A 13,302-nucleotide genomic window follows, 5' to 3' on the forward strand; every position below is an offset into this window, starting at 1 on the left:
TGTCGATGGGCACTCGCCTGCTCACGCAGTCGGAATCGTGCCGCCGTCGATCACATATTCGGCTCCGGTGATCGCCGCCGCGCGCGGGGACGCCAGGAAGGCGATCAGATTCGCCACTTCGCCGGGCGTCGCCGGCCGTCCGAGCGGAATGCCGCCCAGCGAATCCATGATGATCTGCTTGCCGCCTTCATAGTCGGTGCCCGCCTGCGCGGCGAGCCGTTCCGCGAAAGCGACGGCCGCTTCGGTTTCGATCCACCCGGGAGCGACACGGACCACGCGAACGCCCAGGGGCGAGACTTCCTTCGACAGGCTCTTGCTGTAGGTCGACAGCGCGGCTTTCGCTGCCGCATAGGCAGTGGTCGATTCCGGCAACGGAAGCGCGCGCTGGATCGACGTGACGTGAATGACGACCCCTGCACGTTGTGCCAGCATGCCTGGCAACAATGCGCGATCCAGTCGAACTGCAGGCAGGAGATTGAGATTCAGTTCGTTCTGCCATGCGTCGTCGCCCAACGCAGCGAAACCGCCGGCAGGCGATCTCGAACCGCCCACGACGTGGACGATCACGTCGACGCCGCCAAAGTGGGCCATCACGGCGTCGGCCACTGCTTCGCAGCCCTCGATGGTCGCCAGGTCCGCCGCGACGAAGAGGTCGGCGGACGTATCGGCCGGTGGCGTGCGCGCGGTGGTGAGTACCTTCGCGCCGAGTTCGCGGAACAAGCCGACGACGGCCTTTCCGACACCCATCGTCCCGCCCGTCACCAGGACGCGCTTACCCTGCAATTCCAACGTCATGGACATCAGTGGATCTCCAGTGACGTGATCTCGTCGCCTGCCAGATCAAACACGTGATCGAGTAGCACCGGGCTGCCAGGGAAGTTGCCGACGACCCTCGCCCTGACCGTCACGCGATCGCCATCCCGGGAGACGGCGACAGGCTCGACCGTGAACTCGAATTGCTTGCGCGACTCGCGCTTCCACGACTCGATCGCGTCGTGCCCCCGGTACGTCCGGCCCTCGTCGACGACAACCGCTTCCGGCGTGAAGCAGTGCTCGGCCCGGCGCGTATCGGAGCCGTTGCTGAATTCGAAATAGGCGTTGATTGGATCGGGTAGTAACAGGGTCATGTCTGCATTCTCGCGATGGGCTTTCGTGACGGACATTCTCGTCATAGACTAACCATTCCACAAGAACGCACTAAAAAGTAAGTGACTGAGCCATGGGAAAGGAATACACGGCAGCGACGGCGGCGCTCGGGGTAGAACAAGTGATTCAGCTGCTCGAAGGGCGCTGGAAGTTGATCATCCTTTTCCATCTCTTCGACGGAAAAGTGCAGCGATATTCCGACTTCGAACGATTGATTCCAGGCATTTCCCAGAAGATGCTGGCGCAGCAACTGAGGCAACTGGAAGCCGACGGAATCGTTTCGCGAAAGCTCTATGCGCAAGTGCCGCCGAAGGTCGAGTACCGACTCACGGATTGGGGGCAGGCGTTGTGCCCTGCCCTGGATGCGATGCTGAAATGGGCGGAGCAACGCGAACTCTTTCCATCATCACCGGATGCCGACGCGTCGTGAGACCACATTGCATCCGGACATCAGGATCTCGAAGCGATCAAGCTGCTTGTCAGCGCTGACACCGGGCGTGACTACTGCGTCGGCGCACACAATCTGCGCGGCAAGATGACCGGACTGTCGGGCGACGCGCTGCGCGCGATCCGCCCGGGCCACACGAACACCGGCGACCCGAAGCGCGACGCACCGTTGAACCGCATCAACGGCGCGGTCGTCGATTTCCCACCGGTGAAGCAGGCAGTAGCGACATCCGGACCGGATGCGGTTCGACGCCACGGCGTCAATCCCGCCCGCATCGCCCGCCCCTAAACGTCATGACGCCCCCATGCCCGGCGGGAATGGAAGTTATTCGCGAAGCCCCGCTACCGACACGGCCGGGCTTCGACCAAGATGGATTCCACGACGAGCCACTGCTCGCCGGCCGGACCAGCCGGTTCCTTCCACACGCAGGAGATTCGCCATGTCGCTCCAGGACAAACTCGACGCATTCAAGGCCGACTTCAAGGCGGGCAAACCGCCCTACAACGCACCGCCCGACATCCATCCGATCATGGAGCGCGCAACGGCCGAGCTGATTGCCGGCGGCCAGGCCGCGCGCGCGATCAAGGCCGGCGACCTCGCACCGACGTTCCGCCTGAAGGATCAGGACGGCAACGACGTATCTTCGGCGGAGCTGCTCGCGAAAGGGCCGCTCGTCGTCACGTTCTATCGCGGCGTATGGTGCCCGTATTGCAACCTCGAATTGCAGGCACTGAACGAAGCGCTGCCGGCGCTCCGCGAGCGCGGCGCGAACGTGGTTGCGATCTCGCCGCAGACTGCCGTCAACAGCCGCAAGTCGGTCCGCACCAACCAGCTCGACTTCCCGGTGCTGAGCGACGTGAACGGCGAGACGGGGGCCGCGTTCGGGCTGCGCTTCGCGCTGCCGGACTACCTCGTCGACCTGTACAAGAAATTGAAGAACGATTTGCCGGCCTTCAACAACGACCCGAGCTGGACGTTGCCGATGCCCGCGCGCTACGTGATCGGCCAGAACGGAATCGTGCTGTATTCGGAAGTCAATCCCGACTATACGCATCGTCCCGATCCGTCGGAGATGTTCCCGGTGATCGAAAAGGCCGCGCACGCCTGAGCGACGCACCAGCGGCGCGTTCGAGTCCATCCATCGATAAGGAAACCTCGATGACATCCCGTACTTTTCTCATCACCGGCGCAACCAAGGGGATCGGACGCGCCCTCTCCGAACGTCTGGTGCGCGGCGGCCACCATGTAATCGGCCTCGCGCGCGACGACGCGGATTTTCCCGGTGAGCTCGTCCGCGTCGATCTTGCCGATCGCGCGGCAACCGATGCCGTCCTGGCCGCGCTGCTGCGGCGGCACGCGATCGACGGCGTCGTGAACAACGTCGGCCTCGTTCGACCGCAATCGATCGGCGACGTGACGCTCGGCGACCTCGACGACGTGCTCGCGCTGAACCTGCATCCGGCGGTCCAGACCGTCCAGGCGCTGCTGCCCGGCATGCGCGAGCGCGGCTGGGGGCGCGTCGTCAACATTTCCAGCCTGACCGTGCTCGGCATCGTGCAACGCACCGCATACGCGGCCGCGAAAGCCGCGCTCGTGAGCTTCTCGCGGTCGTGGGCACTGGAGCTCGCGCGTACCGGCATCACGGTCAACGCGGTCGCACCGGGGCCGACCGAAACCGAACTGTTCCGTGCCAACAATGCGCCGGGCAGCGAAGGCGAACGCCGGTATCTGTCCGCGGTACCGATGGGGCGATTCGGCCGGCCCGACGAAATCGCGGCGACGATCGCGTTCCTGCTGTCGGACGACGCCGGCTTCATGACCGGGCAGACGCTTTACGTCGACGGCGGCGCGTCGATCGGCAAGGCACCGTTCTGAACGGCGCGCGCGATGCACGGTTTCAAGCCGCCGGCGCGGCGTCCTGCCCGGCGAGCACCTGCTCGACGAATTCGACGAAAGCGCGTGCACGCGCGGTCACGAGCCGGCCGGCCGGGAAGACGGCCCACAGGTCGACCGGCGGCAATTCCCAATCGGTCAGCACGGCTTGCACCGCGCCCGATGCGAGCTCCGGCGAGAACATCCAGCGCGACGCGACCGCGAGCCCCATGCCGGACAGCACGGCGGTCCGCATCCCCTCGGCTGCGCTCACCCGCAACCGGCCGGACACGGCCACCGCCACTTCGGTGCCGTTCCGGCTGAACGACCACGCTTCCCCGCCGCCGCGCTGCGAATACACGATCGCCTGGTGACGCGCGAGTTCGGCCGGCGCATTCGGCACACCGGCCCGCTCGAAATACGCGGGCGTGCCGACGACGAGCCGCGGACTGCGTGCGATGCGGCGCGCGATCATCGACGAGTCGATCAGCGTGCCCATGCGCAGCGCGACGTCGGTGCCCTCTTCCAGCAGATCGATGTTGCGGTCGTCGAGCACGAGGTCGATTTCCAGATCGGGATGACGGCTCAGGAACGTGTCGAGCCGCGGCAGCACATGCAGACAGGTAAACGACACGGCCGCGCTGATGCGCAGCTTGCCGGACAGGCTCGACGACGCATCGCGCACGATGTGTTCGGCCTCGTCCGCCTCGCGGATCACGCGCTTTGCATGTTCGTAGAAGCGCTGGCCGGCGTCGGTCGGCGTGAGCCCGCGCGTCGAGCGCAGCAGCAGGCGCGCGCCGAGCCGCTCCTCGAGCTGCGCGATCGACTTCGAGATCGCCGGCTGACCCAGATTCATCCGCTTCGCCGCGGCCGAGAACGAACCGGCTTCCACGACGCTGACGTAAGTTTCCATTGCCGCGAGTCGGTCCATCGGCTGCATCTCCAGGTTTCGGGGGCGTCGGCACAAATTGTAGTACGCCGCCATCCGAACGATCGTTGCCGGCGGGTTCCGGCATCGCCCCCCCCCGGTTCGCACATGCGCTCAGGCCGCGATGTCTGCGGAGATCGATCCGTAATCGGTATAGCCCCGCGCGTCACCACCGTAGAAGGTCGTACGATCGTAGCGATTGAGCGGAGCGCCGGTACGCAGCCGCTGCGGCAGATCCGGGTTCGAGATGAACAGCCGGCCGAAGGCGACGAGATCCGCGTGTCCATCCACGACGATCCGCTCCGCGGTCTCGCCGGTGAAGCCGCCGGCGGCAATGATCGTGCCGCGATAGATTCGCCGGATGTCCTTCGACGAGACATCCGCGTCGGTGGTCGCCTGCTCCATCGTGCCGCGAACGCGCGGTTCGATCACGTGGACGTATGCGAGATCGTAGCTGTTCAGGCGTTCCGCGACATAACCGAAGGTCGCATGCGGATCGCTATCGGACATGGTGCCGTAGGTCCCGCTCGGCGAAAGGCGAACCGCGACGCGCCCGGGCCCCCAGACGGAAACGACCGCATCCAGCGTATCGAACAGGAACCGTGCGCGGTTCTCGATCGAGCCGCCGTATTCGTCAGTGCGGTGGTTCGTGCCGTCGAGGAGAAACTGCTCGAAGAGGTAGCCGTTGGCGCCATGAAGTTCGACGCCGTCGAAGCCGGCCCGCTTGGCAAGTTCGGCGCCGCGACGGAACTGCTCGACGATGGCGGGTATTTCGCGGGTTTCGAGCGGGCGCGGCACGATCAGCTCCGCCTCGGTGATCCGACCGTTCTCGTCGCGAATCGCGGCATGCTCCAGTGAACGCAATGCCGACGGAGCAACGGGCGTGATACCGCCGGTGTTGGCGGGATGCGCTTGACGCCCCGCGTGCCACATCTGCAGGAAGATACGCGCGCCCTTGGCATGCACAGCGTCGATTACACGCGCCCAGCCGTCGACTTGTTCGCCGGTGTAGATCCCGGGTGCATCGACGTAGGCGATACCGAGTTGCGACACCGCCGTCGCGTCCGAAATGAGCAGGCCGCCGTCCGTCGCCCGCTGGGTGTAGTACTCGACCATGAGATTGCCCGGGACGTTGCCCGGCTCGGTCCGCATTCTCGTGAGCGGAGCAAGAACCACGCGGTGTTGCAAATCGAAATGACCGACTCTCGTACGGCTGAAAAGCTTGCTCATGACATCGTCCTGACAAGGTTTGGGGTGTGGCCATATTGGCTTTGCACCCGCTTGCGCGGTAGACGCCATGAGGCGATAGCAATCATTCCGGGACGGAATGGCAGCGTCGACGTGACGATGCGACGAAGCATGTCAGGCGGCCCTGGTGCCTGCACGGAGCTGACACGGCACTTCCCGCGTCGCGGCGGCAACGAGCTGGAGACGCCGGTGTGGCCGAGCCGATCCAGGTGGTCGGCCCGGCGATCGACTCGATCCGTCGCGTCGTTCGCTTTACGCCGTGACCGCGCGTGACGTCGCGCGCTCTGCACGCGCATCGAGGCTAAACGCGCCTGCGCCGAAGTAGGCAATCTGCAGCAGCCCGCCGGCCATCATCACGTTCTTCAGGAAGTGAATCATCTGGTTCTGGTCCGCGAAGTTGTGATGGAAGAACACCGCGGTGACCACGCAGAACACCGCCATTGCCAGCGCGACGATGCGCGCGCGATAGCCCGACATCAGCAACAGGCCGCCGCCCGCCTCGACGAGCACGGCGACGATGAACGCGAGGGACGGTGCGGGCAGGCCGACGGCCGCGATGTATGCGACGGTTCCATCGTGCGCACCGAGCTTGCTCAAGCCGCTCATGAGAAACGGCGCGCCGATCAGAATGCGGCCCAGCAACGGAAGAAATTTATAACGATCCACGATCAACTCCTGAAATGACATGAAAGGTGGACTGAAAAGGAATGGCACTCAGCCGGCGTCCACCATCACCAGCTCAGAATCTTCGAGAGCGGCTATGTCCGCAGCCGCCACATGCGCGATCGCGACACCGTCGAGCGGCCCCACGCGTTCGCCGTTCACTGCCACGCTTCCGGACGCAACCACGAGATACGCACGGCGACCCGCGCTCAATTGCTGCCGGATCTGCTCGCCCGCCTTCAGCGTCGCGCCGAGCACACGGGCATCTGCCCGGATCGCCAGCGCACCCTCGTCGTCGGGAAAACCGCTCGCCAGTACGACGAAGCGGCCGGACCGATCGTGCTTCGGAAAACGCTTCGTTCCCCATCGGGGCATCCCGCCGCGCACACGCGGCAGCAGCCAGATCTGATAAACCTTGAGCGGGACATCGCCCATATTGAATTCGGCATGGCGAATGCCCGTGCCGGCACTCATCACCTGCACGTCACCCGCGTCGATCGTTCCATCGGAACCCAGCGTGTCCCGATGGCCGAGAACGCCCTGACGCACATACGTGATGATTTCCATGTCGCGATGGCCGTGCATCGGAAAACCCGCGCCGACGGCAATCTCGTCGTCGTTCCAGACGATCAGCGGACCCAACGCGCGATGCTCGGGATTGCCGTCGGCACTGACCGCGAAATGGTGCTTCGCACGCAGCCAGCCGCTGTCGCGTCCGTCCAGTGATGTCCAGCGTCGATGGGTGAGCATGTGTCCGTCCTTTTCCTGCCGCCCGCCGCGCGAGCCGTTTCCCGGTAGCGCCACATCGACCTCCGTGCAGCGCCGAGCCATGTGAGAATGCTATTTTCGCAACGATCGTCTGCATATCTCCTGCTTTGCAACGTATCATTGCCCCTGATAGAACGATCCCAACCAGCGGAGCCGTGTCCATGAATCGAATCTCCGACCTCAACGATCTCCGGCTCTTCGCGGAAGTGGTCGAACATGGAAGCTTTACGGCTGCTGCGCGCAGCCTCGGCGCGCAGACGTCGAAGCTCAGCCGGCGAATCCGCGCGCTGGAAGACGAGTTGGGCGTACGGCTGCTGAATCGCACGAGCCGCAGTCTGTCGCTGACGGAAACCGGTCGACAATTCCATCAACATTGCGTGGCGCTCGTCGCGGAATCGCACGCCGCGAAAGACATCGTCGATCGGACACGCGCCGAGCCGCAGGGCACCGTGCGCCTCAGTTGCCCGGTCGCGCTACTCGGCTCCGGCGTCTCCGAAATCCTCGCGCGGTACATCGAAGGCAATCCGCAGGTGCAGGTGCGGGTCGACGCCACGAATCGCCGTGTGGACGTGGTGGAGGAAGGTCTGGACTTCGCTCTGCGGGTCAGGCTGCCGCCGCTCGAAAACACCGATCTGGCCGTCCGGCAGCTGGGCCTGTCGGTACACATTCTGGTCGCCAGCCCGGAACGGGTCGCACGCCATCGGCCCCCGACGTCGCTCGAATCACTGAAGGACTGGCCGACGCTCTCGATGGGCAGCGGCGCAGAGAAGTATGTTTGGAATCTCGTCTCGGTCGACGGCCAGGAGATGTCCTTTGCACATCGGCCGCGCTTGGCGACCGACGATCTAGCCAGCTTACGGATAGCCGCGATGCGCGGCGTCGGTGTCGCCTTGCTGCCGCGGGAATTGGTGGCGGCCGACACCCAGGCCGGCCGGTTGTTGCATCTGCTTCCCGAACTCTCCACGACGTCGGGGCTCATCCATGCGATCTTTCCGACACGGCGAGGGATGGTCCCCGCCGTTCGGCATCTGCTCGACGCGCTCGTCGAAGGGTTCGAAGCACTGAATCGTTCCCGATAGCGCTGCTTGCCGCACCGGCCCGGCGTGCGCGCGAGGTGGACGCATCAGCGGCCGTGAAAGGCTACGGGCTCGGGCTCCACACCGCGCTTCATCGCGTCGACGCGCGCCGTCCGCCCTCGCCGCGCATCCTCGGTGTTATGCAACGGCATCCCGAGATCGAGCACTACCTGGTCGGCGCCCGGCACACCGCCCGCCGACCACGCTTTCAACAGCGCGCGGATCGCCGCATACGAGCGCGTCGGCCCGTTCGCGAGCCGGTTCGCCAGGTCGAGCGCCTCTTGCTCCACGTCGCCTTCCGGCACCACGAATGCGGCGATGCCGAGATCACCGGCCGTCGCCCCCGTCATGATCTCGCTCAACATCACGTAGCGCGCCGCACGCGCCGGTCCTGCCCGTTCCGCGATCCGTTGAACGGCACCGCACACGGGGATCGTCCCGACCGACGGCTCGATGCAGCGGAACGACGCGTTCTCCGCCGCCACGACCAGATCGCATGCGAGCGCCAGCTCCGCCGCCGGCAAGAACCCGGCGAGCGCCGCGCAGCCGCAAGTAGTTCGCCGGCCAGGCCGGCACGGCGGTTTTTCCAATACCGGGAGCAGATGCCGGCCCGATTCAAATCGCCACTTCCGGCGGTGCCTGGCGAAACAGCCGCGTAATCCAGCACAGATACACGAGCCCGAGCACGAACCATGCGACGCCGAGCACGAGCGCCGCCTTCTCCAGGCTCACGAGCAGCCAGATATCCGACACCGCACCGATCGCGGGAAAGACGAGCCCGCCGAACACGCCGATCCTGCGCTCACCGTGATTGCCCGACAGATACAGCCGAATCACGCACAGATTGACGGCCGTAAAGGCGAGGAACGCGCCGAAGTTGATGAACGACGTCGACGTGGCGACATCCAGCTTCAGCGCGATCAATCCGACGACGCCGGCCAGCGCGATGTTGATCGCGGGCGTCTTGAAGCGCGGATGAATGAACCCGAAGATGCGCTTCGGCAGGATTTCGTCGCGGCCCATCGCATAGAGCAGCCGCCCGACGCTTGCCTGCGCGGAGATGCCCGACGCGAACTGCGCGAGGATCAGGCCCGCGAGGAACACGGTGACGAACAGGTCGCCGCCGATCATCTTCGCGACTTCGAACGCGGCCGAATCCGTATCCTTGAATTCGACGCCGGGATGCGCGAGCTGCATCGTATACGCCGCGATCACGAAGATCGCGCCGCCGATCAGCGCAATCAGCAGGATCGCGCGCGGCATGTTCTTCTTCGGATCGATCGTTTCCTCGGTCAGCGTCGAGACGGCGTCGAAGCCGAGATACGAATACGCGGCGATCGCGGCGCCGGCCATCGTCGCGCCGAACGGCACGTGCGGCTTGAAGAACGGCTCCGCCATCGCGATGCCGCCCGGGCCCGCCGCAGCCGACGCATAGTGCCAGCACAGCGCGACGAACATCGCGACGATCGCCAGTTGCACGACCATCAGCACGATATTGAAGCGCGCGGCCAGTTCGATGCCGACGATGTTCAACCCGCTCGTCAGCACGATGAACGCGACGATCCAGATCCAGGTCGGCACGTGCGGAAATGCCGCGTTCAGATAGGCGGCGCCGATCAGCCAGATCACCATCGGCAGGAAGAAATAATCGAGCAGCGTCGCCCAGCCGATCATGAAGCCGAGGTGCGGGTTGAACGTCCTGCGCGTGTACGTATAGGCCGAGCCCGCGGCCGGATAGAGCCGTGCGAGCTTGCCGTAGCTGAGCGCGGTGAATGCGATGGCGATCAGCGCGAGCAGATAGGCGAGCGCGGCCGTATCGTCGCTGGCCTTCGCGAGCACGCCGTAGGTACCGTAGACGATCAGCGGCGCCATATAGGCGAGGCCGAACAGCAGCACGGACGGCAGGCCGAGCGTGCGCTTCAGGCGTACGGGTTCACTGGATGACGACGCTTGCATGTTGGCTCCTGGGCCCTTGTGGGGCCGATGCGAATGCCGGTGCCGTACGGCCGGCATTTCAATGGGACGGCAAGCATGTGCAGCGCATCGCGCCCTGCTCCATGCATTGGATGGACCGTGGATGCGGGCTACTCGGTGCGGTGATGGCCCGCGTCGATCGTGAGCACGCGACTGCCGCCCGCCGGTTCGACAGGCGACAGACCGAGCGCCACGCGTGCGTCGTGCAGATAGCTGTAATGCTCGCGGCTCGCTTCGAGGCGCGTCAGATCGAGACTCGCGGCCGCGACGGCTTCGTCCCGGCCGAGTTCGATCGTGCTCTCGCCAAACGGATCGACCAGCGTGGACAGGCCCGCGAACGTCAGGTCGCCGTCGCCGGCCCCGCAGCGGTTCACCATCACCGCGAACATCTGGTTCTCCATCGCGCGTGCCGCGATCGCGCGGCGATGCACGGGGCCGAACGGGTCCATGTTGCCGTTGGTGACGATCAGCAGATCGGCGTCGAGCGCAGCGATCGCGCGCGCCGTCTCGGGAAACTCGATGTCGTAGCAGATCAGCAGGCCTACCGTCAGGCCGTTCCAGACGCAGGTCGCGAAGCGGTCGCCCGGCGTGAATACGCCGACGTCCGACGCCCACAGATGAGTCTTGCGATAGCGCAGGACGATGTCGCCCCGCTCGTCGACGAGCACCGTGGTGTTGTAGAACCGTCCGCCGTCGTGCTCCGCGAAGCCCACCGCGACGGCGACGCCCTTGCGACGTGCCGCGTCGCGTACCGCCTGCAGCCGCGGGCCGTCGAGCGTCTCGGCGACATCGGCGACGTTCTCCCGCGTCGGGAAACCCGACAGCGTCGTTTCGGGGAACACGATCAGTTTCGTGCCGCCGGCCACGTCGACGCGTTCGATCGTGTCGATCACCTTGCGCGTGTTGTGCGCGACGTTGCCGTCGACGAGCGACAGTTGCGCGAGTGCTACCTGCATGAAGTCATCTCCTTCCAATCGCCTTTCACTGGCATGTCGTATGCGTTGCACGTGGGATGCGACGCGCGTCGAGCGAAGCGGCGAACGGCCCGCCGCCCGTCGAATTGAGGCCGATTATCGGGTTATTATTTTTGACCTGAAATTCCCCGCCAGGGTTACCCTCACCGGAGCAGACGATGGACCTCGAATGGCGAGATCTCGCTTTTCATCGGGAGATTGGCTCGGCCATCGACGCCCTCGATGGCCCGCATTTCTGGGCGCGTCTCACGCGCGTACTCGAGCGGCATCTCGATTTCGACAACTGGGTCGCGCTGCGCTTCGCACGCGACGCGGCGCCGCTCGTGCTCGCCGAACAGGCGATGCCGGACGGCAAGATCGACCTGATGTTCCAGGACTATCTGGCCGCGCTCTACCAGCTCGATCCGTTCTATCTGGCCGCGTTCGAAACGCAGGCATCGGGCTTCTACACACTCGCCGACGTCGCACCGGACAACTTCCGGATGACCGAGTACTACCAGCGGTACTTCAAGAAGAACATCGTCGGCGACGAAGTGCATTTCAACGTCGTGATCGATCGCGACCACACGCTGGGCTTCTCGCTCGGCAAGACGAGCAAGTACGACGAGCGCGAGATGGCATTGCTGACGCTTTACACACCCTGGGTGCTGTCGTTGATGCAGCAGCGCCTGCGCTTCGAGACGTTCGTCGTGAACGAAACGCCGCGCGCGAGGGAACATGAAGCGCCCGACCCGCACACGCGTTTCGGCATGCTGACCGGAAAGAGCGGACGCGGTGCGTTGACGACGCGTGAAATCGAAGTGGCGATGCTGTCGTTGAGCGGTTTCTCCACGCGGGCGATCGGGGAGAAACTGTCGATCTCGTTCGAGACCGTGCGCGCGCACAAGAAGCACATCTACGCCAAGCTCGGTGTCGGGTCGCAGTCGGAACTCTTTGCGCTGTTCTACGATCCGTCGAGAGCCGGTGAATCCGCGTGACGCGAGCGGCAGCGGCGCTGCCCGGACACCCGATCGATGGTCATGACGCAATCGCGCGCGGCAGCGATGTCGCGCGTTCTCCCGTGTCGGGAAACAGGCGCCGGCTCAGAAAATCGGCGAAGACCCGCACCTTCGGCGGCATCATGCGCCCCGAGGGCCAGAGCGCGCGAAACGGAATGCGGTCTGCCGTGAAGTCCGGCAGCACGGCCACGAGCGAACCGCCGGTGAGCTGTGCGCGCACCGAGAAGTCCGGCAGGCTGGCAAGGCCGAGCCCTTCCTCGGCCAACGCGATCAGCGGTTCGACCGCGCTTGCGATGGCCGTGGCGGGAAGCTCGACCTCGAACGGCGCACCATCGCGCACGAACGACCACGGCCGCAGGCGTCCGGTTCGCGGAAAGCGATGTTGCAGGCACGCATGCGCGGCGAGGTCTTCCGGAGATACCGGCGTGCCATGCGTGGCCAGGTACGCCGGCGACGCCACGACCACATGTGAAAAATAACCGAGCGTGCGCGTGGTCAGTTGCGAATCGACCACCTCGCCGGTTCGCAGCACCACGTCGAAACCGTCCTCGATGACGTCCACGATGCGGTCGCTGAAGTCGATGTCGAGCTGAACCTCGGGATACGTGCGCATGAACGCCGCCAGCACCGGCATCAACAGCATGCCGACCAGCGGAACGCTCACGCGCAGCCGGCCCGTGGGTGTCGCGCGCGACACCGCCAGTTCGGACTCCGCTTCGGCGATCTCGCCGAGGATGCGCTGGCAACGCGCCAGAAACAGTTCGCCTTCGGGCGTGAGACGCACACTGCGGGTGCTGCGATGAAACAGTCGGAGACCGAGGCGCGCCTCGAGCCGTGCGACAGCCTTGCCGATCGCGGACGCGGAGATCCCGAGCTGGCGCCCCGCCTCGGCAAAGCTCGGCGCCTCTGCCGCACGGGTGAAGATCGCGATGCCGCTCATGCGGTCCATCGCGCCGCTCGCTCGCCCCGTCGCAGCGGACAGGTCGCGATGAACCGAGTCCCGCGAAACGGTATCCATCCGGGTCGTCACAGCGCATCTCCGAAAAGAGGAGTCTTGGTCCGATCGTGCGGAACGCAGCCGCGTCACGGTTCGAACCGCGGCGCGCCCCGCTGAATGGCTCGAATTATCGATGCCGACGTCCAGCCAATCAATCCGCGCAAAAGGACAGAACAATTCTCGTCGACCGAACAATGGCCGGCGCGCCGA

At 65.2% G+C, this 13,302-nt stretch carries 16 protein-coding genes; 6 read left to right on the plus strand and 10 right to left on the minus strand.

Translation table 11 applies throughout. The features are described from left to right. Window positions 1-21: 21 nt before the first annotated feature. Both HWX14_RS14595 and HWX14_RS14600 read right to left on the minus strand, forming a co-directional pair. The gene (locus HWX14_RS14595; protein ID WP_175883357.1) at window positions 22-801 is read right to left on the minus strand and encodes an SDR family oxidoreductase; all 780 of its coding nucleotides are present in this window, start codon (window positions 799-801) and stop codon (window positions 22-24) included. Beyond that, on the minus strand, window positions 801-1,127 hold the full coding sequence (locus HWX14_RS14600) for a nuclear transport factor 2 family protein (RefSeq protein ID WP_175883358.1): 327 nt from the start codon (window positions 1,125-1,127) through the stop codon (window positions 801-803). Before HWX14_RS14600 ends, HWX14_RS14595 begins: the two co-directional genes overlap by 1 nt. A 92-nt stretch (window positions 1,128-1,219) precedes the next feature. On the opposite strand from HWX14_RS14600, the gene HWX14_RS14605 reads away from it, so the two are divergent. From HWX14_RS14605 to HWX14_RS14620, 4 genes are all read left to right on the plus strand, one after another. Further along, window positions 1,220-1,576, plus strand: a complete 357-nt coding sequence (locus HWX14_RS14605; protein WP_175883359.1) for a winged helix-turn-helix transcriptional regulator — start codon at window positions 1,220-1,222, stop codon at window positions 1,574-1,576. 105 nt (window positions 1,577-1,681) lie between these two features. Further along, a complete protein-coding gene (locus tag HWX14_RS14610; RefSeq protein WP_175883360.1) occupies window positions 1,682-1,882 on the plus strand; it encodes a hypothetical protein in 201 nt (66 codons plus the stop codon). Window positions 1,883-2,033: 151 nt separating this feature from the next. Continuing rightward, a complete protein-coding gene (locus HWX14_RS14615; RefSeq protein ID WP_175883361.1) occupies window positions 2,034-2,702 on the plus strand; it encodes a peroxiredoxin-like family protein in 669 nt (222 codons plus the stop codon). 50 nt (window positions 2,703-2,752) lie between these two features. Beyond that, window positions 2,753-3,469 (plus strand): SDR family oxidoreductase, encoded by a 717-nt coding sequence (locus HWX14_RS14620; protein WP_175883362.1) that lies wholly within the window; start codon window positions 2,753-2,755, stop codon window positions 3,467-3,469. A gap of 22 nt (window positions 3,470-3,491) precedes the next feature. On the opposite strand, the gene HWX14_RS14625 is transcribed toward HWX14_RS14620, so the two are convergent. The 4 genes from HWX14_RS14625 to HWX14_RS14640 all read right to left on the minus strand — a co-directional run bounded on the left by HWX14_RS14625 (window position 3,492) and on the right by HWX14_RS14640 (window position 7,055). After that, complete coding sequence (locus HWX14_RS14625; protein ID WP_175883363.1) at window positions 3,492-4,397, minus strand: LysR family transcriptional regulator; 906 nt, start codon at window positions 4,395-4,397, stop codon at window positions 3,492-3,494. Between the two features lie 111 nt (window positions 4,398-4,508). Further along, window positions 4,509-5,624 carry an alkene reductase gene (locus tag HWX14_RS14630; protein ID WP_175883364.1) on the minus strand — a complete coding sequence of 372 codons (1,116 nt, stop codon included), beginning with the start codon at window positions 5,622-5,624 and terminating at the stop codon, window positions 4,509-4,511. Between the two features lie 270 nt (window positions 5,625-5,894). Beyond that, window positions 5,895-6,308: a DoxX family protein gene (locus tag HWX14_RS14635; protein ID WP_175883365.1), complete on the minus strand. Its 414-nt coding sequence runs from the start codon at window positions 6,306-6,308 to the stop codon at window positions 5,895-5,897. A 48-nt stretch (window positions 6,309-6,356) separates the two neighbouring features. Then, entirely contained in the window at window positions 6,357-7,055 is a 699-nt protein-coding gene (locus HWX14_RS14640) for a pirin-like bicupin family protein (protein ID WP_175883366.1), read from the minus strand. A gap of 179 nt (window positions 7,056-7,234) precedes the next feature. Here HWX14_RS14640 and HWX14_RS14645 point away from each other — a divergent pair, with 179 nt between their 5' ends. Continuing rightward, window positions 7,235-8,152, plus strand: a complete 918-nt coding sequence (locus HWX14_RS14645; RefSeq protein ID WP_175883367.1) for a LysR substrate-binding domain-containing protein — start codon at window positions 7,235-7,237, stop codon at window positions 8,150-8,152. Window positions 8,153-8,196: 44 nt separating this feature from the next. Here HWX14_RS14645 and HWX14_RS14650 read toward each other — a convergent pair whose 3' ends face one another. The 3 genes from HWX14_RS14650 to HWX14_RS14660 form a co-directional block, all read right to left on the minus strand. Continuing rightward, window positions 8,197-8,739, minus strand: a complete 543-nt coding sequence (locus HWX14_RS14650) for an enoyl-CoA hydratase/isomerase family protein (RefSeq protein ID WP_244130224.1) — start codon at window positions 8,737-8,739, stop codon at window positions 8,197-8,199. A 25-nt stretch (window positions 8,740-8,764) separates the two neighbouring features. Then, a complete protein-coding gene (locus tag HWX14_RS14655) occupies window positions 8,765-10,105 on the minus strand; it encodes an APC family permease (protein ID WP_175883368.1) in 1,341 nt (446 codons plus the stop codon). A 128-nt stretch (window positions 10,106-10,233) separates the two neighbouring features. After that, window positions 10,234-11,079: a carbon-nitrogen hydrolase family protein gene (locus HWX14_RS14660; protein WP_175883369.1), complete on the minus strand. Its 846-nt coding sequence runs from the start codon at window positions 11,077-11,079 to the stop codon at window positions 10,234-10,236. Between the two features lie 176 nt (window positions 11,080-11,255). Between HWX14_RS14660 and HWX14_RS14665 the strand changes: the two genes are divergently transcribed. Beyond that, the gene (locus HWX14_RS14665) at window positions 11,256-12,074 is read left to right on the plus strand and encodes a helix-turn-helix transcriptional regulator (RefSeq protein ID WP_175883370.1); all 819 of its coding nucleotides are present in this window, start codon (window positions 11,256-11,258) and stop codon (window positions 12,072-12,074) included. A 40-nt stretch (window positions 12,075-12,114) separates the two neighbouring features. Here HWX14_RS14665 and HWX14_RS14670 read toward each other — a convergent pair whose 3' ends face one another. Beyond that, window positions 12,115-13,125, minus strand: coding sequence for a LysR family transcriptional regulator (locus tag HWX14_RS14670; protein ID WP_347879823.1), 1,011 nt, complete (start codon window positions 13,123-13,125; stop codon window positions 12,115-12,117). Window positions 13,126-13,302: the final 177 nt, after the last annotated feature.

Origin of the sequence: Burkholderia sp. BCC0044 (assembly GCF_902832955.1) — a bacterium.
Classification (GTDB): Bacteria; Pseudomonadota; Gammaproteobacteria; order Burkholderiales; family Burkholderiaceae; genus Burkholderia.